We start from the raw sequence: 23,154 nt of genomic DNA on the forward strand, positions 1-23,154 counted from the left end.
GAGAGAATTAGCCTTCGTTGAGGATCTTGGGAACTTTGAAAAATTCCCCATCCTGTTCTGGAGCGCTTTCGAGTATAGCTTGGCGATCGCTATATGGTTCTAGTTTATCCGCGCGGGTGATGTTACTAGCATCAATTGCCCTCATGGTTGGAGGTACGTCAGTTACGTCAAGTTCGCTCAACTGCTCGAAATAATCTAGAATACTACTCAATTGAGTGGTAAATTGTTCCTCCTCTTCGGGAGTGAGTGCTAGGCGTGCGAGATGGGCAACTTTATGAACTTGTTCTTTGTCGAGCATGGATGGTAATTGGTAATTGGTAGTTGGTAATTGGTAGTAGACGCTGGCGCTACACTGCGTGAAGGTAGTTGGTCATCTATAGTTTTTGACTTTTAACTTTTCACTTTTGACTTCCCCATTACCCATTCCCATTAAAAGTAAATATCTTTTGATAAACGTCCGGTGGTTTTGAGCCAGTTTTGCGCTTCGAGATAGTTGTTGGGATCTATTTGGATAGCGCGTTTCCAGTAGTCAGCGGCGAGATCGAATAAACTATCGGCGCGATCGCTATCTCCTTCTTCTTTGGCTTTTTCCCCTTGGAAGTGATAGATCACAGCCATGTTATTCAAGGCTTGCGTCATGTTGGGGTAACATTCGAGTGCCTTTTCGTAGTACTCCAAAGCTATCTCGTGTTCGCCATTATTTGTATAAATTAATCCCATGTTGTAGAGAACGTAGCTGCGATCGTAGGGATCTTCTTCTAGTTCCAAAGCCTGTCTGTAGTTGTCTAAAGCTTCGGCATACTCTCCAGCCCCCTGAGCAGACATACCATCGCGGTAATAGACAAAAGCTTCTTTAGCTTTTTTATTGGTAGGCAGAATCTTCAGAATGATATCTGCCATGACGGTAAATGTTTTATCTACAAAGTTGTCATTACGCTGGCTTCTTGGCATATCGAGTCCGAGCTACCGTTTGGTGTATCGCTTTTGCGATCTATCTTAACGTGAGTGCGACAATTTAAAACAGGACGAGACGCATCGCCGATCTTCAACTCAGTCGCACTCAGCTGGATGGTTGAGAGGATGTCCGATTTCTAACTTATAGCGTTTCCTAATAGGGGTGAAATACATTCGTAGGGGCGCACAGCTGTGCGCCCCTACTACGACAGATCTTATATACCTCATCTAATTGAGAATAGCTAGATCTCATTGCAATAAAACAGCAAAAAATCTTCTTTGATTCCACAACATTGATAAACCGCTAATAGTTATCAGTACAGTTACAAACTTGTGAAACTGCTCGTCGCTCATTTTCTGTAAAATTTGCTGTCCTATCCAGTTCGCCGGAATTGCTGCCATCCCAATGACTAATCCATACCAGAGATACGATTGTGTAAATGCTCCCAAGCTAGCATAGGTACACATTTTGGCTATATGTACTACTAAAACGTGGGCGGATTTCGTGCCGATCATTTTTTCTTTAAATAAACCGTAATTTAAATACAATGGATTTAAGATTGGACCAATACTACCGAGTAAGCCAGAGAGAAAAGCGTGAATAAAACCAGCAGGCAAGAAAACCCAACCCGAGACTTGAAAAGATGGTTTGCTCTCGCCCACAAACAAACTAAAAGCAGAACTCACTAAAAATAGCCCTAGCAGAGTTTGAATCCACTCTAGATGGGTTTGAGTAAACGCGATCGCACCCAAAATCGCCCCTGTCACTGCACCAGGCAAATACCACCAAGTTAGCCGCCAATCTATATCTCGCCAAAAAACAAAAACTCGCTGTAAGTTCCCCAATAACATTCCTGTGGTCACGACTGGCGGAATAGCTGGCGTTTCCAGCAGGAAGTTTACCATCGGAATAATAATAAACGGACTTCCCCCACCAGCTAAGCTACTAATAACCCAAGCAATAAAGCTCGACACTGCCAACAGGAGAACCGTCATAGAGGCGATCGCCTTTAATAAATCTTTATAATCTTAGGTATTTACTTTACCTCTTTACTTGCAGCCATTGCTACTAGAATTTGCACTCTTTACGTTGCTATAGCCAGAACGAGACACAGACATCCGTTAAAGGCTCAATACTTCTCGGTTAGAGTCCATAGTCCTTGGAGATCCCCCTTAGTCCCCCTTAAAAAGGGGGAAACCAAGCCATTCTTAGCCCCCCCTTTTTAAGGGGGTTGGGGGGATCGAATCAAGACCTACGAAGTATTGGTTAAAGGCTTGTCCCCTCTTAAATTTTGACTTTTGACTTTTGACTTTTGACTTTTGATACCTGTACGGGCGGGTTTACCAATTGTCTTTGACTTTAACCAGTATTTCTGGTGAACCCGCCCCGACAATTTTTGACTTTTGACTTTTGACTTTTGACTTTTGACTTTTGACTTTTGACTTTTGAATTGTTCCGGTCACACTGAAATAGGAGAGGGTGCAGGATCGTATTGCTCTACTTCTTGAGCAGAAAACAGACTGCTGCTGAGGGGTACGAGTTGTACCGCACAAGCCTTGAGTTCTGGCTGTCCAGAGTCAGGACAGGCTTCGGGATGGGTGAGGGCATTGGCTTCAGCTTGTTCTGCCCACAAAGCCCCCCAGTGCATCGGGACAAACACCGTCCCAGGAGCGATCGCTTTTGTCACTTTAGCAGGAAACTTAGCTTTACCACGCCGCGATCGCACTTCTACCCAGTCGTCATTGTTAATTCTCAAAGTCGCAGCATCGCGGGGATGAATTTCAATAAACGGGTTGGGATGCATCTGTTGAATTTTTTCAATTCTGCCCGTGCGGGTTTGAGTGTGCCAATGACCATATAATCGCCCGTTTGTCAAGACATAAGGATATTTCGGATCGGGTGGTTCTGCTAATCCCCGCGAGTGGTAGGCGGCGAACTTCGCCCTCCCGTCAGGGGTATGGAATTTAAAATCTGTATACAACCGTTTGGCTTTTTCGTGACGATCCGATTTCCCTAACTCAGATTCAGGACAGGGCCATTGTTGCGGTCCTTCCGCGCGGAGGCGTTCGTGACTCAGGCCTGACATGTCGCAAGGGCGATCGCGCGTAATTTTGGTAAATTCAGCGTAGACTTGGGTAGCAGCAGAAAAAGCAAACTGTTCGGTAAAGCCCAACCTTCTCCCAACTTCAGCAAAGATTTCCCAGTCTGCTTTGGCTTCTCCTGGTGGCTGACGAAAGGCACTACACAGAGTCACGCACCGTTCGGAATTTGTCATTACACCCGTCTTTTCACTCCACTGTGCGGCGGGCAGCAAGACGTGGGCGTAGGCAGCAGTTTCGGTAGGATAATAGGCATCTTGGTAAATGGTAAAAGGCGATCGCAATAGTGCTGCTTTCGTCCTTTCCAAATCTGGCATACTTACAGCTGGGTTAGTTGCTGCAATCCACAATACGCCGACTTCCTCTGACTCTAATCCTGTAATCATTTCCCAAGCCGTGCGACCCATGTAGGGTGAAATACTGCCAGCTGGCACGCCCCAAACTCCCTCTAATTCGGCGCGGTGTTGTGGATTTTTGACGCTGCGGTAGCCTGGAAGCAGATGTGCCAATCCCCCTGCTTCTCGTCCACCCATTGCATTTGGTTGTCCTGTCAGAGAAAATGGACCCGCACCAGGCTTGCCAATTTGCCCTGTCATGAGGTGCAAGTTGATAATGGTTCTTACCTTTGCCGTACCTTCCGAAGACTGGTTTACGCCCATCGACCACATAGATAGGACGCGCTTCGATTCTTTCCAGTATCGCGCCGCCGTCTCTAAATCGGCAGCAGAGATCCCGCATTTTTGCGCCACCATCTCTGGGGTGTAGTGTTGGATCGTCTCTGCATAAGCAGGAAAATTACTCGTACAATCTTCAATAAAATCTAAGTCGATACAGCCCCAACGCATTAACAAATGGGCGATCCCGTTAAGTAAGTCGATATCCGTCCCAGGATGAATGGCAAGATGCAAGTCAGCAGCTTCCGCCGTAGTTGTGTGGCGCGGATCGACGACTACCATTTTGACGTTGCGGTTCTGCTTGCAGTATTTATTGAGGCGGTTGAAAATGATTGGGTGACACTCAGCAGTATTCGTACCGATTAAAAAAGCGCAATCGGTTTGTTCCAAGTCCTCGTAGCAACAGGGAGGACCGTCAGCACCAAAACTTTGTATATAACCAGATACCGCGGACGACATGCACAGGCGAGAGTTGGCATCAAAGTTATTCGTCCCCAAACACCCCTTCATGAGTTTTTGGGCGATGTAATAGTCTTCGGTCTGAAACTGACCGGAACCATACATGCAAATTGCGTCAGCCCCTTGAGTCTGGCGAACTGCTTGAATGCGATTGACAATTTTTTCAAATGCTTCTTCCCAGCTTACTTGGCGGAACTCTTCATTGAGCGCGTCTCTCACCATCGGATAGCGTAAGCGGCTTTTGGCGATCGCTTCTGCTATTGTCGCGCCTTTGACGCACACCATTCCTTGACTGGAAGGATGGGCTTTGTCCCCTCTCACTTTCCAGACTGGATTCCCTTGACTGTCTCGATTGGTAGCTTTGCCAGCAGCGGCTGGGGGTGAGACTTCTAAGCCGCAGCCGACACCACAATAAGGACACAGGGTTTTGGTGGAGTCAGTCATGACAGTGTTACCGCAATTTTTTCGTTAATGGGCTTCAAGTTTAAAGTTGGAGAATTAGGAGAAGATATTCCAGTAAATTTGACAGTTTTTCACCACTTTAAACCACGATTCTACATTACCAGATAACTTACCTACGTTCGGAATTTTAGTCTGTAGAAAATGTTACACAAATACCGTTTTCAGGAGTAAAATTGTCTGAGAGTTCTGACATAATCACAATCGAAATAGATCGAACAGATCCTATTTAATTTTGCTATCAGATGTAGTATTTCCCTCAGTCACTTCCAGTAAAAATTATAACCGTAGAGAGAGGCAAACGAAGTAGTATTTTTCAAAACTTTTGGCGATCGCTGTTATTGGTCATTGGTTGACGGTTGACGGTTGACGGTTGACAGTTGACGGTTAACTGATAACTGATAACTTTGTACAGACGTTACATGTAACATCTCTACACTGATAACTGATAACTGTTCGCTTTCTTTTCTAAGTGTCATTGGTTAATAATAGAAAAATAGGATAATGCAGTTTCAGATTTATCTGCGTTATCCCATGTAAAGATTAGGTAGGTGGAATGCAATAGAAGATTTTACTCTAATTCTTCTGCCAACATAGAACTACTTGGTAGCGAATTTTCTGCTGTCGCAGTAGTTTCGTAATCTTCAGCAAAAGAGCCTTTTGGTTCCTTCAAGCAGAAGGCGCATAAGCTAGCACAAACTAGAGCAGCAATTCCCATTGTGGCAAACAAAGTACGGGCATTGGTCAGGCTAAGAATTGTTAAATAAATTACTCCACCAAAGTTACCATATGCTCCGACGTTACCAGAAATTTGTCCGGTAATTTCTTTTTTAATCAGAGGTACGATCCCATAAGTTGCACCACAACCAGCTTGGGCAAAGTAGGCAGAGAGCATTGTCACGGCGATCGCTAGCGGTAAAGCCCAGCTACCGTTAATTTCATAAGCGAGTAAGTAGCTAATCCCAATTCCAACCGAAATAACTGTCATCGTCCATTTGCGCGAACCTAATTTATCGGAAATTAAACCACCGCTAGGACGAGAAACTAAGTTTAAGAATGGATAGGATGAGGCAAGGGTACTTGCCATATGATGATCTAATCCAAAAGTTGTTTCAAAGAAGATTGGGAGCATAGAAACTGCTGCCAATTCCGAACCAAAATTGGTGACGTAAGTGAATTCGAGTAAAGCAACTTGACGAAATTGATAGCGTTCGGATGGAGCGTAAATTTTTTGTCCGGTTAATAACTCTTTATTGACGCGCCAACCTTGATAAGTTTGGTAAGCATACAACCCTAATAGCCCAATCCAAACAATATACATTTGGCTTTGGCTGAGGAAGTGAATTTTAGGTTGAGCCAAACGCCAAGCTAACAAACCCAGAGCGAAAATCAGACCGAAATTTGACAGCAGCATGGCATAAAAACTGCCTTTGCTGGTGACTTCCATCGCACCATTTTTCTTAGGACGCTTGTAAACTTTACCGCTAGGAGTATCTTGGACAGTATTGAAGTAGATAACACCGTAAATTGCAGCAACAATACCTGTAAGGGCGATCGCTAAGCGCCAGTTAGATGCACCACCTGCAACAAAGCCAGTAGCTACTGCAAGAATTGGGAGAGCAAATTCAGCACCAAAAGCCCCAAAGTTACCCCAGCCGCCATAGACACCTTGAGCAATACCAATATCCTTGGGTGGAAACCACTCAGACACCATGCGAATGCCAATCACGAACCCAGAACCGACAATCCCCATCAGCAAACGACTCCATACCAACTGGTTGAAATCGTGAGACATTGCTGTTGCCATACAAGGAACTACGGCAAACATCAACAGACAAGAGTAGGTAATTCTCGGACCAAACCGATCCAGCAGCATACCGATAATAATACGGGCTGGAATTGTCAGTGCTACGTTGCAGATGAGGAGAGTTGTTTTTTGCGGATCGCTTAAATGAAGTTCTTTCTGAATTAATCCGGCGAACGGCGCAAAGTTAAACCAACAAACAAACGTTAGAAAGAAAGCAAACCACGTTTGATGTAAGATACGGTAGCGACCCTGAAAAGAAATTAAGCCTTTGAGCATGAGATGACTTCCTAAGTCAAAAGAGTAGGAATTGCAAAAGTTGCACTATTGGCAATTCTGAAATTGCCTCAAGAGAAGGTGTACGAGCTATTGGGATTTATGCGTCTGAATTAGGCTATCTTTTACCAGTTTGAAAACGTTCTATCAGCGTCAAACCATATCGGCAAACCATATCGTAAAAATCTGCTAGCTTGAGTTTTTTCTCATCACAAGAATTGCATTCATCGCACTGATAGAAAATTTATTGCATCTGAACTTTTAATTGTCACTTTCAATACTGGTTACTACTCTAGATTGGATTACTAAAGCCAGAAGTTTCGTATATTTTGTAACGGAATTGCATTAATCATGAAATAAACGCATAATAATCATGCATTTTCATACATATTTACCACCCAAAGACAGATTGCAAAAAAAATCGCGATCGCCTAAAGAGCGGGGCGATCGCGATTTCAGTTATCAGTGATGAGTCACTAGTAGCTAGTGACTAGAAAAGAGTCCAGCCACTAGCCACCAGCCACCAGCCACTATCTACTCCACATGAGCATGACGATGATACAAGAAGTCGAGAATGTGGTTGCGCAGTTCGTAATAACGGGGATCTTCGATGATGCGGGCGCGCTCGCGGGGACGGGCGAAGGGAATCTCCACAACTTCGCCAATCGTTGCCGAAGGACCGTTGGTCATCAAGATCGTTCGGTCGGATAAAAATAGGGCTTCGTCAATGTCATGCGTAATCATTAGCACGGTGACGCGGTGTTCTCGCCAAATTGTTAGCAGTTCTTCTTGGAGTTCCTCTTTGGTAATGGCATCCAGCGCCCCGAAAGGTTCGTCGAGGATCAGGATTTGGGGACGAATAGCTAAAGCACGGGCGATCGCGACTCGTTGTTTCATCCCACCAGATAGCTGGCGGGGCTTTTTATCGGCAGCTTCCGTCAGTCCTACCATTGCCAAATGCTCTTTAGCGATCGCTTTTTTCTGCGCCGCTGGCATATTGGGATGAACGGCATCAATTGATAGATAGACGTTATCAAACGCCGTCATCCAGGGCAGCAAAGAGTAATTTTGAAACACCATCATCCGTTCCGGTCCTGGTTCGGTGACGCGATCGTTTTGCAGCCTGACTTCCCCTGTAGTCGGTTTGTTAAATCCTGCCACCATGTTCAACAGGGTAGTCTTACCGCAACCAGAGTGACCGATCAGACAGATAAACTCACCTTCATAAGCAGTGAAATTGACATCTTTTAAAACTGTGTAAGAACCATTTTTCGTCGGATAGACCTTGGAAACATCCTCGATAACTAGAAATGGGTCGCGATGTGAGGAGTGAGGAGTGAGGAGTGAGGGGTGAGTTTCTCTAATTTGCATTGTTTTGTTTAGGGGAGTCGGGAGTGGTAGGGGCGGATTTACCAAGCGGCTTTACTACTAGCAGAGATTTCTGGTGAACCCGCCCGTACAGGAGTAGGGAGTAGGGGTAAAAGGCAAGAGGCGAAAGCTAGATTTTGACTTCTTCTTTGTCTCCCTTGTCCTCCTTGTCCCCCTTGTCTCTCTTATCCTTCTTTCAAACAGTGACTACAGGATCGATCGCGACTTCTTCTACGCGGATTTGATGTTTGATTTCCAAACTGTTGAGGTAGTCGATCGGGCGATCGGGATAGAGGATTTTGCCGTCAAATAGTTTGATGGGTTGGGGATCGTGTCCGATGTCCATGAATCCTAGTTCGCGGGCGGCGATGCCGAATACATCGGTACGGCTGACGCGATCGAGGACTTCCACCCAGTTTTTCGGGAATGGGATCAGTCCCCAGCGTGCCAACTGAGTCAAGATCCACAGCAAATCGGTGCGATCGCGATAGTTGGCTTTGTCTACGTGGAATTGGTTGAAATGCAATAGTTGTTGGGGTGCGGAACCGTCGCCGCGATTGTAGGGATCGAGGAACCCAGGACGGGTGTAAGCGGGATCGGAACCGACGTATTCCGGTCGGCAGAGTAATTCGAGAATCTCTTCCCGATGGCGGCGATCGTCGCAGTAGTCGCAAGCTTCTAGTAATGCTTTAACTAGGGCAACGTGAGTTTGGGGATACTGGTTCGCCCATTCTTCCCGCACGCCTAAAACTTTTTCTGGATGTCCCGCCCACAAATCTAGGTCGGTGGCAACGACAAATCCTAATTCTTCGTAAACGGCGCGGGAATTCCAAGGTTCGCCGACACAATAACCGTCAATGTTACCAGCTCTGAGATTAGCTACCATTTGTGGTGGCGGAATCACGGTTAGGCTAACATCTTCATCGGGGTGGATGCCTCCCGCAGCCAGCCAGTAGCGTAACAGCAGGTTGTGCATTGAGGCTGGGTGTACCATCCCGAAGGTGTGGACGGTATCGGAGTCAGAGGCGATCGCGGCTTTTAAGTCAGCTAGGGTTTTGACTCCTTGCTCAAAAAACTTTTTGCTCAGCGTAATCGCGTTACCGTTACGGGACAGGGTAAGAGCGCTGACAATGGGAACTGGAGTTTTACCACCCGCCCCTAAAGTCATGGCTAAGGGCATCGCTGCAACCATTTGGGCTGCATCTAAGCGTCCCGTACCGACACCTTTAGCGATCTCCTTCCAACTCGGTTCGCGGCTGAGGTGGACATCGGTTAAGCCGTATTTGGCAAAGAAGCCTTTCTCTTTAGCTACTACCAATGGGGCGCAGTCGGTGAGGGGGATAAAACCGATTTCTAAATTGACTTTTTCTAAACCGTTGCCAGCAATGACGACGTGTTGTTTTGCTTTGCGTTGCTTGATGCGTTTTTGTTGGTTGAGGAAGTAGATCAGCTCGTTACGCATGGCGTAGTAGCTGGGATGATTCACGACTTCCATCCGCTGGCGGGGACGGGGAATGTTGACATCCAGAATTTGTCCGATTTGCGCTTCGGGACCGTTGGTGAGCATGACAATGCGATCGCTCAGCAATAAGGCTTCGTCTACGTCATGCGTTACCATCACGCAGGTAACGTGACTTTCTTCGCAGATCTTCATCAACTGTTCCTGCAAGCCGCCTCGCGTCAGAGCATCTAATGCCCCGAAGGGTTCGTCGAGGAGCAGCAACTTGGGGCGAATTGCTAAAGCACGGGCGATCGCTACCCGTTGTTTCATCCCTCCAGAGAGTTCGCCTGGACGCTTATCTCTGGCGTGACGCAAGCCGACTAAATCGATGTGATGTTCGACAGTCGAGCGTCTTTCTGCCTTGGTTTGATTTTTGTAAACTTCATCAACTGCCAGCGAGATATTCTCGTACACTGTCATCCAGGGCAGTAGAGAGTAGTTTTGAAATACCACCATGCGATCGGGTCCAGGTTCTTTCACCTGCCGTCCTTCTAGGATTACGCCGCCACGACTGGCACGGTCTAGACCAGCAATAATATTTAGTAGCGTCGATTTGCCACAACCAGAGTGACCGACTAAGGAAATAAACTCACCCTGTTTAATTTTTAATTCAATATTTTTCAGTGCCGTGTAGGTACTACCATTCGGCAGCGTGAATATTCTGTCAACGTGATCGACTTCAACAAAAACTGACATGGTAATTGGTAGTTGGTGATTGGTAGTTGGTAGTTGGTGATTGGTAGTTGGTAGTTGGTAATTGGTAGTCAGCCACTAGCCACTAGCCACCAGCCACTAGCCACTAGTTCTGTTCTTCTGGAACGACTTTACTAGCAATGAAAGCAACGATTCTGTCTAATAGCAGACCGACAACACCGACATAAATCAGGGCGATGATGATTTGACTTAATAAAGAGCTGTTATAAGCGTCCCAGATAAAGAAGCCGATTCCGACACCACCAACTAACATTTCTGCGGCAACAATTGCTAACCAAGATAAGCCGATCCCGATTCTCAAACCTGTAAAGATGTAAGGCACGGTGGCGGGAAACAGAATTTTAAAGAAATATTTGCTTCCCCTGAGTTTGAGAACTCTGGCGACGTTGCGATAATCTTGAGGCAGCTGTTGTACGCCCACTGTCGTGTTGATGATAATGGGCCAAATTGCTGTGATGAAAATGACAAAAATTGCGGAGGGATTGGATTGTTGTAATGCTGCCAACGATAAAGGCAACCATGCCAAAGGTGGAACGGTTCTGAGGACTTGAAAAATTGGGTCTACAGCGTTGTAAACAAATTCATTCGAGCCAATCAGAATTCCCAGAGTAATTCCGACAATGGCTGAGAGGGAAAAACCGATAGCGACCCGTCCCAAACTAGCAATGATTTGTAATGCTAATCCTTTATCCGTCCCACCATTATCAAAAAAGGGATTGATGATGTAAGGGTCCCATGTTTCTTGAATTACCGCGATCGGGGAAGGTAGAGCGAGGATACCGCTCATTGTAAGTAACTGCCAAATCACTGCAAAAATAGCGATCGCCACGATGGGTGGAATCACTTTTTTAGCGATAAACTTGGCGATCGCTTTCTGCTGTAAACTTTTTCTCGAACGACTCTCTAGCGTTGCGGTCATGCTCCTCCGATTCTGCTGTGGTTGCTAAGAATATTGTGGGAGTCGGGAGTCGAGAAAGTGGTTAGTGGCGCTTTGGCTGGTGGAACTAGAATTGCTTCCTCAGCTCCCCCAGCTTCCCTAGCTCTCTTCTTCCCCTCACTCCTCGCTCCTCACTCCTCACCCCTCATTAAGCTTTCTTAATCTTTAGACTCTTCAAATATGCTGCGGGATTTTCTGGATCGAATTTGACTCCATCAAAGAAAGTTTCCACACCACGGGAAGAACTCTTAGGAATTTCTGCGTCTGGTACACCAATCGCTTTAGCAGCTTCTTTCCATAGATCTTCCCGGTTTACTTGGTCTACGAGTTTCTTCGTGTCTGTATTTGCCGGAATATAACCCCAGCGAATATTTTCCGTCAAAAACCACAAGTCATGACTCTTATAGGGGTAAGAAGCATTGTCTGCCCAAAACTTCATTTTGTAGGCATAGTTTTCTTCTGTACGACCGTCGCCGTAGTCAATGTTGCCCTTAGCTCGCTCGATAATATCTTTAGCTGGGACTCTAAACCACTTCTGCTGGGAGACAATCTGCACCATCTCCTCTTTGTTTTCTGCTTTTTCGCACCATTGCTGGGCTTCTTGTACTGCCATCAATAATGCTTTCGCCGCATTGGGGTTTTTATCTACCCAGTCAGCCCGCATTGCAAAAGCTTTTTCTGGATGGTCGTTCCACAACTCTCCAGTTACCAAAGCCGTGTATCCTCGCTTTTGGTTCACCAGTTGGGCATTCCAAGGTTCTCCTACGCAGAAAGCTTCCATGTTGCCTACTTTCATGTTGGCTACCATTTGCGGTGGTGGAACGGGAACGACTGAAACATCAGAGTTAGGATTAACACCACCAGCTGCTAGCCAGTAACGAATCCATAAGTCGTGTGTCCCGCCAGGAAAAGTCATGGCTACTTTGAGATCTTTGCCAGCAGCTTTAGATTTAGCAAAAGCTTCCTTGAGTGGCGTGCTTTCCTTCGCTACCTTTAACTCCTTGTAAGTTTCAGCAACAGAAATTGCCTGACCGTTGGTATTCAGCCTTGCCAAAATGTACATGGGAATCTTTTTACCCTCAGTAATCGTTCCCAAGCTCATTAAGTAAGGCATTGGCGTGAGGATATGCGCCCCATCAATCCCGCCACCACTAGAACCCAGTGCCAAGTTATCGCGGGTGACGGGCCAAGAGGCTTGCTTTTCCACCTTCACATCAGTCATGCCGTATTTGGCAAACAGTCCCTTTTCCGCAGCAATAATCAAGGGTGCAGAATCAGTCAGGGCGATAAAGCCTAACTTTGCTGTAGTTGTCTCTACTTTGGGAGCGTCGGCGACGGGACTAACATTAGCTGTCGAACTAGTATTCGTAGTAGAAGTATTGTTACTTGCCGTGTTGCTTGAACTGCAACCGTGAACGAAAGCTGAACCTGCCGCTGCTGCACCTGTAGTAATGATGAATTGCCGTCTTGTAAACTTGGTCATTCTGGATTGGTAGTTGGTAGTTGGTAATTGGTAGTTGGTAGTTGGTGAAAGAGTGGTGCGTGGAAGAGAGTTTTGAATGTTGAATGTTGAATTGAACTCAAAACTCAAAACTCAAAACCTTGGTCACTGGTCACTGATAACCGATCGCTGTCCCTAGCTTCTAGCTCCTAATACGGCTTCTTGCCTGGGTCTAGCGCCGAAATGCTCGATGAGTAAATTTCGCAACACTGGCTGCAAATCGTCGCAGGGAATTCCCTTTGTAATGCAGCTACCTAAATGAGCATCCTTGCCGACTTTGCCACCCATATAGATGTCAACGCCTTCTACAGGTTTGCCATCTTTACGGGCTTTGGTTCCCATCAGCCCAATGTCCGCTACCTGGGGTTGTCCGCAGGAGTTAGGGCATCCCGTCCAGTGAATGCGGACTGGTTGAGTAAATGTTAGTTCTGCCTCTAGCGCCTTAATTGTTGCCAGCGCTCGATTTTTGGTTTCAATCAGGGCAAAGTTGCAGAACTGAGCGCCCGTACAGGATACGAGTCCTCGGGTGAGTGTCTCGGGTTCTATAGAGAAGCGTTGTAAGAGTGGTTCTGCCAGGAAGGTTCTAAGACGCGAATCGGGAATGTTAGGAATAATTATGTTTTGTTCTACAGTCAGGCGAATCTCGCCACTGCCATAAACTTCTGCTAACCGCGCTACTTCAAACATATCTTGAGCGTAGAGCCGTCCGATAGGAACGTGTAAGCCGACGTAGTGCAGTCCTGGCTGTTTTTGAGGGTAGATTCCAATATGGTCGCGTTTTTCCCAGTCGATTTCGTCTTTAGCAGCTGCCGATCGCAGAGATTTACCTAATTGGGTTTCTACAGCTAGACGGAATTTTTCCATGCCCCACTCGTCAATCAGCCACATTAAACGCGCTTTTTGTCGATTGGCTCGCAGTCCGTTATCTCTATAGACTTCCAAAACTGCTCTGCATACAGCAACCACATCTTCTGGTGCTACCCAAGCATCAAGAGGAACTGCCGCCTCGCAACGTTTGGCAGAAAAGAAACCTCCTACGAGGATATTAAAACCAAACTCTTTTTCCCGACTCCCGACTCCCGACTCCCGACTCCCTTCCTGAAACGCGGGAACAAAAGCAAGATCGTTGATCTCTGCATGGACTGAGTTATCGCGACCGCCAGTAATGGCAATATTAAACTTTCGCGGTAAGTTGGTGAATTCTGGGTTTCCCTCACCGTAATTGGTGATTGCGTTCTGCACTTGATGCACTAAGTCTCGCGTGTCAAATAACTCTTCGGCATCGAGTCCTGCTAGCGGATCGCCAGTGATGTTACGGACGTTATCCATCCCCGATTGAACGCTGGTTAATCCCACAGCAGCAAACTTGTGAAAGATTTCTAGCAAGTCTTCCATCCGAATGCCCCGCAACTGAATATTCTGTCTGGTCGTGATGTCTGCGCTACCGTCATCGCCATAGCGTTGCAAGACTTCACCTAACACTCGCATCTGCTGGGTGGTGATAATGCCGTTAGGCATCCGCAGCCGCATCATGAATTTACCTGGAGTGACCGGACGAAAGAACACGCCTAGCCACTTAAGGCGATGGTCGCGATCTGTTTCATCCATTGCTTCCCAGCCAATGGATGCAAATTGTTCGATCTCTGCTTTAACCGCAAGACCATCTTTTTCTGCCTTAAATTTTTCAAATTTATTCAGACTTGCCTTGGAGGTTGCTGCGTCCGTCATATGGCTTTATCCCTGTTATCTGCTGTTGTCGTGCTACTACCAGCACTTAAGTTGAAAAAATTAAAAATTCCGCTAGTGCTAAAGTTCCGGATCGGCTCTCAGATTTTGTGACAATCTGCTGCCCGTTGTCTTCCTTGGCAAAATCTTCTTTTCATTGTATGATGGAGCGTTTGCGACGCACCTTCAGTTTGTTTGGGACTGGAATCAAACAAGACACCACGCAGCTGTTTTAAAATGGCATCATATGAAAAGTCATCCCTGTATTTTTGATACATTCGATACTTCGCGATCGCCTTCTTTACTATTAACCCTCCGAATTGAAGCAACAACCTCAGTCCTCGCAGTCTGAATAATAATTTGATAGATCGCAGTTCGATCCAGTGCCGACTCGCGTTGCTTGCTTGCTAAAAACTAAATTACGCGGATTTTTCCTACCAATTCGTAACTTAAGTAACAAATCATTGCTTTTATTGAACTTTTTGCATCACTTCTATGCAGATATGACATGGAAATCGGTACAAAGACGGATGCAGCATGTCTCAATTAGGTCAGACTGAAATCAGTTATCAGTTATCAGTTGTCAGGTGTCGGTGGAGAGACGTTACATGTAACGTCTTGATAAAGTTGTCAGTTGTTAGTTTTTAGCGTATACAAGCGATATGTTGCTCTTGGCATAATTAGCTAGCAGCTAGCGATCGCCACCAGATTTTTCGTACAGAGATTGAGACTTTGTTTTACTAGCACTTTTTATCGCTGCTCCCTACTCCCTACTCCCTACTCCCTGCTCCCTGCTCCCTGATAACTGACAATCATCTAATTCAAATCGCAGTCATTTAACCGTGAATTTACAAACTGCTAATTTGTTAGAACAGGCACGACTCGCCCATGCTGCTTCTAACTGGGCGTTGCTACTCCAATGCCTTCAGCAACTCATCTCAGAATTCGGAATTCGGAATGCGGAATTCGGAATTAAGCCTACATCGAGTTCCCGACTCCCAACTCCCGACTCCCGACTCCCGATTTCGCTGAGCTGGGCAATCGATATTTTGACTTGGGGAGATTTTCATCAACGGTGGGATGTGGCGAAGTTACTGCCTAAATTTGGACGAGAGGCGATCGCATCTTTATTGGAGATTTTGGCAGATGAAGATGCGGATGAAGAATTGCGCTGGTTTGCCGTGCGGAGTTTGGGGACTTTTGACAATCCAGAAGCGATCGCAGCTTTGGTAGAGCTGTTGCAAACATCAGCAAATCCAGAAGAACAGGGAATAGCAGCCGCAGCTTTAGCAGAAATTGGCTCAAATGCTGTATCTGCAATTACAAAGTTGTTAGAGCCAGAGCATACAAGAGCGCTAGCCACGCGATCGCTTGCCTATATTCGTACCAAAGAAACAATCGAGCCTTTACTTAGCGTTGTTCGAGACTCAGATGTGGAAATTAGAGCGATCGCGATCGAAGCTTTAAGTAGCTTTCACGATCCTAAAATTCCGCCCATTCTGGTTGAAGCTTTAAGCGATTTGGGGGCAAAAGTGAGAAAAGAAGCTGTTACTGGCTTGAGTTTTCGCCCCGATTTACGTGAAGAATTGAATTTAGTCGATCTCTTGCTGCTGAGATTATATGACTTCAGCATAGATGTTTGTCTGGCTGCTGCAAATGGTTTAGGTAGATTGGGAACGGATCGAGCTGCAACAGGTTTGTTCCGAGTCTTGCAGTCTCCCCATACGCCGAGCGCTTTACAAATAGAAATTGTCCTGGCTCTGGGCAGAATTGGAACCTCAGCCAGTCTGGAATATTTACGACAAATTTTCGAGCAAATGACTTCCATCGCAATTTGGCAAGAAACAATTCATGCTTTAGGACGAGTCGAACAGTTAAGTTTAAAGCCACAAGCAGCAGAAATTTTACTCGAATTGCTACGGACCGATCGCTTAGCAGCAGAACACGTCAAACTCAAGCAAGCGATCGCTTTGTCTTTAGGTCAATTAGGTGAAATGCAAGCAATTCCATCGCTGATTCAATTACTGGCGGACTCAGATCTTGCCGTTAAATTGCACGCGATCGCTGCTCTCAAACAGTTGAATTCCACTGCTGCCTATCAGCAGTTAATTCAACTTGCTGCTGATGCTAACATTTCACCACAACTACAACAGGGAGTTGCGATCGCTTTGCGAGAATGGGATCTCAATTCTTCTTTTTAAGTAAATATTGACCCCACTCTACAGCAATGGGGATCTCTGTAAAAGGGATTCGCACGGTATCTTGTGAATCTTGCATGATAAATTCTAGCGCGATCGCTTTACCTTTATTTGGTGGTGTCTCCAACGCTACTGGCTTTTCCTCTACTAGTAAGCGGATTTCTCGCACCCGTTCCAAAGAAAAAGTTTTCAGGTCAATGGGTCCTGTGCGTGTTGGTTTTCCCCAAGTTAATTCCTTGCCGTTCTGCCCCAAAACCGCATAAAGATCGTATTTAGATTTTTCAAACTGTTGCGCCCAATTTTGGTAGGCTTCTACTTTTTGAAATTCGTTTCGTCCCTGCCAAGCTAACCAAAAAAATAATCCTAGCAGTGGCAACCAAATCAAACCGCGTTCCATTGTTTTACTGAGTAGCTATCTCTCTCTAATTATAGAAATTGCTATGGTAGTTCTATTTAATCAGTAGGTGCGCTACTTGATTTTGCCCGAGGTTTTTGCTAATATCTACTTTATAATGGAGTTATTTTTGATTTTTAAAAAGTAGTAAATATTCCCATTATAATATAAGTATTATAAAACCAAATTAGGAAAAAATAAAGTGGTTTGCACTCACTACACTTAATTCTTCGCAATTCGCAACTACAACAATCATGACAGAGCAATAATTACGAATTACGAATTACGAATTAACCATGCAATGCCTTAAACAGAGCATCTGTCAGTTCAACCGCTTGCTTGGCTCGTTCCTGGGCGGTTGCACTAGCATCAGTTGCGGCTAGGGCGATCGCAGCAATGTATTCGCGTTTGGTCAATCCCTTATCCAACATGGTTGGGTCTGTAGGATGGGCAGGTGCGTTAGCATCATGAGCAGACATAAATCGAACCCTCCAGTATTACAGGTAGCACGAAGTCAATATATACTGCGTTGGCTACCATTTGTACTCATAGCAATTCTCGATTGCGTACGTGACATCTTTAGGGGCGCACAGCCGTGCGCCCCTACGGTCGTGTGTTTTATCCAATTGAAAATCGCTATCAAGGGAATTGGGGCGTTGCCGATTTTCGCGATCGGACGAGGTTGCTGCCAACCGATCGCCTACAGCTTTTCTAAAAGAGCAAATACAACCCGCGCTTGATTTTCCGCCGCGATCGCAAAAAACGTGCCGATTTGCGTTGCGGCTGCTTCTTCGCCACCCCCAGCTAAATCAGAAACGCTTCTGACAGCAATGAAGGGGACATTGTTGGAATAGGCTACCATTGCCGAAGCGGTGGTTTCCATATCGACAACCAATACATCCGTGTCGGCGTTGCGGTTGCCCTGTTCGTCAAAATTGAGGGTTGTTGCTAGAAATCTCCGATATTGGGCGTTGTCAACGAATGTAGGTCCAGCGACCCCATTTTGACCGACGATGAGTTGAGGTGGTGGATCGATCGGCGTAGTAGCGCAATTTCCCGCCTGGTCAACTTGGGGACAATCTAATAATTTAACTTCCAGCTGACTTGCTTTTTCAAACATTGCCTCATCAACCGCAAACCAGAATTTTAAGTCCTGGTCTGTCTCTGGGTTGACAGACGCACCTGGGAATGGCACTTGACGGATGATTTGTTCGTTATTCTGGTTGAAATAAAATTGCGGTGCGCGATCGGAACTGACATTTGTATTGCGTAAAAAAGCATTCTTAGCATCGGGTTGAAAGATTCCTTCTTGGTTAGCTTGCCCTGGTTCAGATGCTTGTCCTAGTAAAAAATTGCAAGTCTTGGCTTCCTCCAAGGGATCTTGCAAGACGTGATTGAGTTGAAGTCCAGGCGAGAACGCACACGGGACAATTTCTGCCGTGTTATTGAAATACGTTTCTTGGGGGAAACCCCAACGTTTGGGGATCGTCACCGAACCGATGGGTGTCTCGTTCGGGGTGTTAGGGTCGTCGTCGTTTGCCCCAACCCCACCAACTCCACCAGCGATCCCGCTAAAAATTACTTTTGAGACGTTAAATTTGTCTAGCGTTAATTGCGTCACCATTGTAGCGTTGACAATACTGATATTAGTCAGCACGACAACGACGTTCTTACCGCGCAATTTTCCCTTACTAAAGCGATGTCCGTTAATATTGACGCAACCATCGAATTTATTTTTACCGTCATTCAAGCGCATTTCATCAATAAATCGATCTGCCTCACCAGAGAATGCAGAAACGAGAGCAATTCTGGGGACTGCATCAGTATTAGCTTTACACTCCCCCTGGAGCGGTGCGGCTTGAGTGCTGCTGACGGGTAACTGAAACGCAAAAGAGAGCAAAACTGACAGTTGCCACCAACGCGAACTGCCAATGGTCGTATTTCTACTCAATTTCATGGTTTTGCTCTCCTACCCTCTTGTTTTAACGCTCGGTCATTAGGATAGTAGTATTGGAACCCACTCAAAATGGTAGTATTTGCAACTTAACTATGACTTAGGAATTAAACATTGGATTTTGTTGTGAAACTATCGAAAAGTTGACTTATTTGCCAGTGTTTGCTGTCAGAAGCGGGAGTCGGTAGGGGCGCACAGCCGTGCGCCCATACATGCGTACCCGTACATGCCTATCGAGCGGGGGCGTTGCAACGATTGACGATCGCAGGATTCGCGCGACTCCCTTTAGTTTGCAGATCTGCTAGCGTACTTCCGAGTAGATACAGTACACCACAAAGCATGGGTAAACCGATGAGTACAGTTAGCCCAAAAACGAGTACGTGACTCGAATTTGATTCAGTGACAACTTGCCGATTGCTAGGAGTTCGATCGTTACTCAATGGTTTCCCACAGACACTACAGCAATTAGAATGAGTTCCTGCATGGCGAGAGCGTCGTACAGTCACTGCTAAAAGCTGTTCTCCTAGAGTTTTTGCCATGACATGGGGGTAAGTAATAAGTCGTAAGTCGTAAGTCGTAAGTCGTAAGTGAAAAACACGCTTACGGCTTACGATAACTGATAACTGACAACTGATAACTGATTAAGTTATTACCGTCGGTTTTGACATTCCAGTATGTTCGCGGATTTGAGCAACTTCCTGAGCGATCGCAATTGGTTCGGCTAGCGCTTGTTGTACCTCTAGATCTTGTTTGCTAGAGTCACCTTCATAGCTTTCAAAGTAAACCCGCAATGTTGCTCCTTGGGTTCCCGTACCGGAAAGGCGGAAGACGATCCGAGAACCGTCAACAAAACCAATCCGCACGCCTTGTTTGCTGCTGATACTACCATCAATTGGGTCGGTGTAGCTGAAATCATCTCCATATTCGACTTCATATTGCCCGTACCGCTTTCCTTTGAGTGTGGGGACAACGGAACGCAACTTTTCCATTAAGGTGTTGGCGCGATCGCTATCTACTCCTTCATAGTCGTGGCGCGAGTAATAATTACGTCCGTATGTCTGCCAGTGTTCGCGGACGATTTGTTCTACCGATTGTTGGCGCACGGCAAGGATATTCAACCAAAATAACACCGCCCACAGCCCATCTTTTTCGCGAATGTGGTTGGAACCCGTACCAAAACTCTCTTCCCCGCACAAGGTTGCTTTGCCTGCATCGAGGAGATTGCCGAAAAACTTCCATCCCGTCGGAGTTTCGTAACAATCGATCCCCAACTTAGCCGCCACGCGATCCGCTGCTTGACTTGTGGGCATAGATCTGGCAACTCCAGCAATTCCTGAAGCATAACCAGGGACCAATTTAGCGTTGGCTGTCAGCACTGCTAAACTATCGCTAGGGGTGACGAAGAAATGCTTGCCCAAGATCATATTGCGATCGCCATCTCCATCGGAAGCCGCACCAAAGTCAGGTGCATTGTCTCCAAACAGAATTTCTACGAGATCGTGGGCATAAACTAAATTCGGGTCTGGGTGTCCGCCGCCAAAATCTTCTAAAGGCGTACCGTTGACTACCGTACCTTGCGGTGCGCCCAAGCTTTGCTCGAAAATTGCCCGGGCATAGGGACCCGTGACTGCGTGCATGGAATCAATGCAGATGCGTTTGCCAGAGGTGAGAAATTGACGAATGCGATCGAAATCAAATAGCGACTCCATTAGTTTTTGGTAGTCTTGAACTGAGTCGATAACTTCAACCGTCATCTCTCCCAAACGAGACTCGCCTAACGTGTCTAAATCTATATCTGGCGCATCTAGAATTTTGTAGCGATCGATTGTTTTACTACGGGCGTAGATTGCCTCAGTCACCTTTTCCGGTGCGGGTCCACCATTGCCAGTGTTATATTTTACGCCAAAGTCCCCATCTACCCCACCTGGGTTATGGCTGGCAGAGAGAATAATTCCCCCCAAAGTTTTGTATTGGCGAATAATACAGGAAGTAGCAGGAGTAGAGAGAATACCGCGATGTCCGACCTTGATCCGGCTAAAACCATTCGCAGCAGCCATTTTCAAAATAATTTGGATCGCTTTTCTGTTGTAGTAACGACCGTCACCACCCAAAGCTAAAGTTTGTCCCTGACAACCTTCGAGACTATCGAAGATGGATTGGACGAAGTTTTCTAAATAGTGGGGTTGCTGAAACACTTTGACCGCTTTTCGCAAACCAGAAGTACCTGGCTTCTGGTCGGTAAAGGGAGTAGTGGAGACTTCAAGGATATTCATGGAATAGGTTATTGTTCCTGACCGAGCGTTTGCAACTGTAAACTTCTCAAAAAGGGCGATCGCGCTATTTTGAATTTTCGATCTACATTCATTACTGCACTTAGCGCTATGACACTCTGCTTGGAATCGCAATATGTCTGGCGCTATTTTCACATTACCATCCTCCCTTGCCATCACTCTCAAGTCAGTTATCAGTTATCAGTTATCAGTTATCAGTGACTCCTGACCAGTGACTCCTGACCAGTTATCAGTGAATTGCGAATTGCGGATTGTGTGGTGCGATGAAAGCAGTTTGCAATTGGATAAAACACATGACTGTAGGGGCGCACGGCTGTGCGTCCCTACGGATGTCGCGCACGCAATCGAGAACTGCTATTAAATCTACTATTAAAGACATAAATCCAAATATAGCCTGTCTAAACCAATTGTGAAATACCTTCTATCTGTCTATTACCTGCTATTTGTGCTTTCACAAATGACATAGGGCGAAGCCCTTCCCGTAGGCTATGACAAATGACAAATGACACTCCCAAAGAGTGGTTCACAACTCAAATAGACCCGCTATAAAAGTTGTTATTTTGATAAATCGCATCTTGTATTATTATTATGACGAACTATTCAACCTTAGAACTTCAAGGTAAGCTTCTAAATACACAATTTGCCATAGTTTTTGGTAAAGAATCTATGCTAAAGAATGCTAAAAGTAGGTTGAATCTTTTCGTGTTCCTCAGTCTAATTGTTATTATTTTTACACTAAGAACGATTGTTTTTAATGCTCAGTCTCAGGGTTCGACCAGTTTATTTGAACCATTTAAAATCGTAGTTAACTCTAGCTTTATTAGTCCGTTAGATGAGTTTTTCGGTGATGTTTCGATCGGTCGTAAAGTTTTTATTGCTAGTAACACTATCATCCGAGCGGAACCTAACACTCGCATTTGTATTGGCGATCGCACTAATTTTCAAGACAATATTTTATTTCTAGCCCTCCGTAGAAATACGGCTCCCCCAAGTGCTTGTGGGGCAAAATCAAGTAGTACTGGCGAACGAGTGAGTATTGCTCATCAAGCAAATATTGAGAATTCACAAATTGGCAACTTCACTTTTATTGGTTTTCATACTCGCTTGCGCAACGTAGTGTTAGAAGATGGCGCTTTTGTACTGCATGGTGCGATTCTGTCAAACGTGCGGATTGGCAAAAACCGCCTAGTCCCAATTGGGGCAGTTATTACAACTCAAGCGCAGGCTGATGCTCTCCCACTCAAAACAGAAGCTAATTCTAAGTTCCAAGAAGAAGTATTAGAAGTCAATGTCGAGTTTGCTGAAAACTACAGCCACCTATACGAAGAAGCAGGATTTGATGCTGTAACAGGTGTAAGTACAGCCCCAAAAACATCTTGGAATCCGAAACCAGTCAAACCCACGATCGGTCAGAATGTGAAACTTGATGAGTTTGCTCGCATCGTTGGAGATGTCAGGCTTGGCAATAATAGCACCGTGGGACAGAGAACTTCAATTCGTGCTGATGAAGGCACGCCAATTATTATTGGGGAGAATGCTCAAGTTGAGGATCGAGTCACGTTTCATGCGCTCAGAGGTACGAGCATCCGTATCGGTAAAAACTTAGATACGAGCGATAACATTGTTTTTCACGGACCTCTCGAAGTTGGAGATAATCTCACAATTGGAGATGATACTGTATTATTTCGCTCTAAAGTTGGTAACGATGTGACAATTGGTAGCGAGGCTATTGTGGTGGACGTAACGCTGCAAAACGGTGTCAAAGTTCCCGATCGCGCTATTATCACCACCCAAAAGCAAGCAGATGCCTTAGTGCGATAGCCAAGGCTGCAAATCTGACAGCGC

Annotated in this window: 19 protein-coding genes; 2 read left to right on the forward strand and 17 right to left on the reverse strand. The window is 45.8% G+C overall.

The annotated features are described in order from the left end of the window. Positions 1 to 7: 7 nt before the first annotated feature. The 11 genes from gatC to QH73_RS19630 all read right to left on the reverse strand — a co-directional run bounded on the left by gatC (position 8) and on the right by QH73_RS19630 (position 14,475). Positions 8 to 298: an Asp-tRNA(Asn)/Glu-tRNA(Gln) amidotransferase subunit GatC gene (gene gatC, locus QH73_RS19575; RefSeq protein ID WP_039714139.1), complete on the reverse strand. Its 291-nt coding sequence runs from the start codon at positions 296 to 298 to the stop codon at positions 8 to 10. A gap of 131 nt (positions 299 to 429) precedes the next feature. Further along, positions 430 to 951, reverse strand: a complete 522-nt coding sequence (locus tag QH73_RS19580; RefSeq protein ID WP_015155576.1) for a photosystem I assembly protein Ycf3 — start codon at positions 949 to 951, stop codon at positions 430 to 432. Between the two features lie 252 nt (positions 952 to 1,203). Beyond that, positions 1,204 to 1,950, reverse strand: a complete 747-nt coding sequence (locus tag QH73_RS19585) for a sulfite exporter TauE/SafE family protein (RefSeq protein WP_039714138.1) — start codon at positions 1,948 to 1,950, stop codon at positions 1,204 to 1,206. A gap of 464 nt (positions 1,951 to 2,414) precedes the next feature. Continuing rightward, positions 2,415 to 4,631, reverse strand: coding sequence for a molybdopterin oxidoreductase family protein (locus QH73_RS19590; protein WP_039714137.1), 2,217 nt, complete (start codon positions 4,629 to 4,631; stop codon positions 2,415 to 2,417). Between the two features lie 353 nt (positions 4,632 to 4,984). Continuing rightward, the gene (locus QH73_RS19595; protein WP_165587742.1) at positions 4,985 to 5,125 is read right to left on the reverse strand and encodes a hypothetical protein; all 141 of its coding nucleotides are present in this window, start codon (positions 5,123 to 5,125) and stop codon (positions 4,985 to 4,987) included. Between the two features lie 92 nt (positions 5,126 to 5,217). Further along, positions 5,218 to 6,729: a NarK family nitrate/nitrite MFS transporter gene (locus QH73_RS19600; protein ID WP_039714136.1), complete on the reverse strand. Its 1,512-nt coding sequence runs from the start codon at positions 6,727 to 6,729 to the stop codon at positions 5,218 to 5,220. A 531-nt stretch (positions 6,730 to 7,260) separates the two neighbouring features. After that, positions 7,261 to 8,097: an ABC transporter ATP-binding protein gene (locus tag QH73_RS19605; RefSeq protein WP_039714135.1), complete on the reverse strand. Its 837-nt coding sequence runs from the start codon at positions 8,095 to 8,097 to the stop codon at positions 7,261 to 7,263. A 193-nt stretch (positions 8,098 to 8,290) separates the two neighbouring features. Continuing rightward, a complete protein-coding gene (locus QH73_RS19610) occupies positions 8,291 to 10,291 on the reverse strand; it encodes an ABC transporter ATP-binding/substrate-binding protein (protein WP_039714134.1) in 2,001 nt (666 codons plus the stop codon). A 103-nt stretch (positions 10,292 to 10,394) separates the two neighbouring features. Beyond that, entirely contained in the window at positions 10,395 to 11,228 is an 834-nt protein-coding gene (gene ntrB, locus QH73_RS19620) for a nitrate ABC transporter permease (protein WP_039714133.1), read from the reverse strand. A 166-nt stretch (positions 11,229 to 11,394) separates the two neighbouring features. Further along, positions 11,395 to 12,729 carry a CmpA/NrtA family ABC transporter substrate-binding protein gene (locus QH73_RS19625; RefSeq protein WP_039714132.1) on the reverse strand — a complete coding sequence of 445 codons (1,335 nt, stop codon included), beginning with the start codon at positions 12,727 to 12,729 and terminating at the stop codon, positions 11,395 to 11,397. Between the two features lie 153 nt (positions 12,730 to 12,882). Next, complete coding sequence (locus QH73_RS19630; protein WP_039714131.1) at positions 12,883 to 14,475, reverse strand: ferredoxin--nitrite reductase; 1,593 nt, start codon at positions 14,473 to 14,475, stop codon at positions 12,883 to 12,885. A gap of 839 nt (positions 14,476 to 15,314) precedes the next feature. Here QH73_RS19630 and QH73_RS19635 point away from each other — a divergent pair. After that, positions 15,315 to 16,673 (forward strand): HEAT repeat domain-containing protein, encoded by a 1,359-nt coding sequence (locus QH73_RS19635; RefSeq protein ID WP_039714130.1) that lies wholly within the window; start codon positions 15,315 to 15,317, stop codon positions 16,671 to 16,673. Here the strand turns inward: QH73_RS19635 and QH73_RS19640 are convergent. From QH73_RS19640 to QH73_RS19665, 6 genes are all read right to left on the reverse strand, one after another. Next, positions 16,657 to 17,067 carry a hypothetical protein gene (locus QH73_RS19640; protein WP_039714129.1) on the reverse strand — a complete coding sequence of 137 codons (411 nt, stop codon included), beginning with the start codon at positions 17,065 to 17,067 and terminating at the stop codon, positions 16,657 to 16,659. The genes QH73_RS19635 and QH73_RS19640 overlap by 17 nt on opposite strands. A 287-nt stretch (positions 17,068 to 17,354) precedes the next feature. Next, a complete protein-coding gene (locus QH73_RS19645; protein WP_015155565.1) occupies positions 17,355 to 17,543 on the reverse strand; it encodes a hypothetical protein in 189 nt (62 codons plus the stop codon). 221 nt (positions 17,544 to 17,764) lie between these two features. Next, positions 17,765 to 19,021 carry a 5'-methylthioadenosine/S-adenosylhomocysteine nucleosidase family protein gene (locus QH73_RS19650; RefSeq protein ID WP_039714128.1) on the reverse strand — a complete coding sequence of 419 codons (1,257 nt, stop codon included), beginning with the start codon at positions 19,019 to 19,021 and terminating at the stop codon, positions 17,765 to 17,767. 227 nt (positions 19,022 to 19,248) lie between these two features. Continuing rightward, entirely contained in the window at positions 19,249 to 19,557 is a 309-nt protein-coding gene (locus tag QH73_RS19655) for a hypothetical protein (RefSeq protein ID WP_132867396.1), read from the reverse strand. A 102-nt stretch (positions 19,558 to 19,659) separates the two neighbouring features. Further along, complete coding sequence (locus QH73_RS19660) at positions 19,660 to 21,291, reverse strand: alpha-D-glucose phosphate-specific phosphoglucomutase (protein WP_039714127.1); 1,632 nt, start codon at positions 21,289 to 21,291, stop codon at positions 19,660 to 19,662. 247 nt (positions 21,292 to 21,538) lie between these two features. After that, on the reverse strand, positions 21,539 to 21,688 hold the full coding sequence (locus QH73_RS19665) for a hypothetical protein (RefSeq protein ID WP_165587743.1): 150 nt from the start codon (positions 21,686 to 21,688) through the stop codon (positions 21,539 to 21,541). A 209-nt stretch (positions 21,689 to 21,897) separates the two neighbouring features. Between QH73_RS19665 and QH73_RS19670 the strand changes: the two genes are divergently transcribed. Continuing rightward, positions 21,898 to 23,130: an LbetaH domain-containing protein gene (locus tag QH73_RS19670; RefSeq protein ID WP_236147100.1), complete on the forward strand. Its 1,233-nt coding sequence runs from the start codon at positions 21,898 to 21,900 to the stop codon at positions 23,128 to 23,130. Positions 23,131 to 23,154 lie beyond the last annotated feature (24 nt).

Source organism: Scytonema millei VB511283 (assembly GCF_000817735.3).
In the GTDB taxonomy this organism is placed as follows: domain Bacteria; phylum Cyanobacteriota; class Cyanobacteriia; order Cyanobacteriales; family Chroococcidiopsidaceae; genus Chroococcidiopsis; species Chroococcidiopsis millei_B.

Bases quoted from the DNA above. Each gene is read 5' to 3' on its own strand.
- QH73_RS19665 (WP_165587743.1), bottom strand. From the start codon at position 21,688: ATGTCTTTAATAGTAGATTTAATAGCAGTTCTCGATTGCGTGCGCGAC.
- ntrB (WP_039714133.1), bottom strand. From the start codon at position 11,228: ATGACCGCAACGCTAGAGAGTCGTTCGAGAAAAAGTTTACAGCAGAAA.
- QH73_RS19670 (WP_236147100.1), top strand. From the start codon at position 21,898: ATGACGAACTATTCAACCTTAGAACTTCAAGGTAAGCTTCTAAATACA.
- QH73_RS19655 (WP_132867396.1), bottom strand. From the start codon at position 19,557: ATGGCAAAAACTCTAGGAGAACAGCTTTTAGCAGTGACTGTACGACGC.
- QH73_RS19610 (WP_039714134.1), bottom strand. From the start codon at position 10,291: ATGTCAGTTTTTGTTGAAGTCGATCACGTTGACAGAATATTCACGCTG.
- QH73_RS19625 (WP_039714132.1), bottom strand. From the start codon at position 12,729: ATGACCAAGTTTACAAGACGGCAATTCATCATTACTACAGGTGCAGCA.
- QH73_RS19630 (WP_039714131.1), bottom strand. From the start codon at position 14,475: ATGACGGACGCAGCAACCTCCAAGGCAAGTCTGAATAAATTTGAAAAA.
- QH73_RS19585 (WP_039714138.1), bottom strand. From the start codon at position 1,950: ATGACGGTTCTCCTGTTGGCAGTGTCGAGCTTTATTGCTTGGGTTATT.
- QH73_RS19645 (WP_015155565.1), bottom strand. From the start codon at position 17,543: ATGTCTGCTCATGATGCTAACGCACCTGCCCATCCTACAGACCCAACC.
- QH73_RS19660 (WP_039714127.1), bottom strand. From the start codon at position 21,291: ATGAATATCCTTGAAGTCTCCACTACTCCCTTTACCGACCAGAAGCCA.
- QH73_RS19605 (WP_039714135.1), bottom strand. From the start codon at position 8,097: ATGCAAATTAGAGAAACTCACCCCTCACTCCTCACTCCTCACTCCTCA.
- gatC (WP_039714139.1), bottom strand. From the start codon at position 298: ATGCTCGACAAAGAACAAGTTCATAAAGTTGCCCATCTCGCACGCCTA.
- QH73_RS19580 (WP_015155576.1), bottom strand. From the start codon at position 951: ATGCCAAGAAGCCAGCGTAATGACAACTTTGTAGATAAAACATTTACC.
- QH73_RS19650 (WP_039714128.1), bottom strand. From the start codon at position 19,021: ATGAAATTGAGTAGAAATACGACCATTGGCAGTTCGCGTTGGTGGCAA.
- QH73_RS19640 (WP_039714129.1), bottom strand. From the start codon at position 17,067: ATGGAACGCGGTTTGATTTGGTTGCCACTGCTAGGATTATTTTTTTGG.
- QH73_RS19600 (WP_039714136.1), bottom strand. From the start codon at position 6,729: ATGCTCAAAGGCTTAATTTCTTTTCAGGGTCGCTACCGTATCTTACAT.
- QH73_RS19590 (WP_039714137.1), bottom strand. From the start codon at position 4,631: ATGACTGACTCCACCAAAACCCTGTGTCCTTATTGTGGTGTCGGCTGC.
- QH73_RS19595 (WP_165587742.1), bottom strand. From the start codon at position 5,125: ATGACACTTAGAAAAGAAAGCGAACAGTTATCAGTTATCAGTGTAGAG.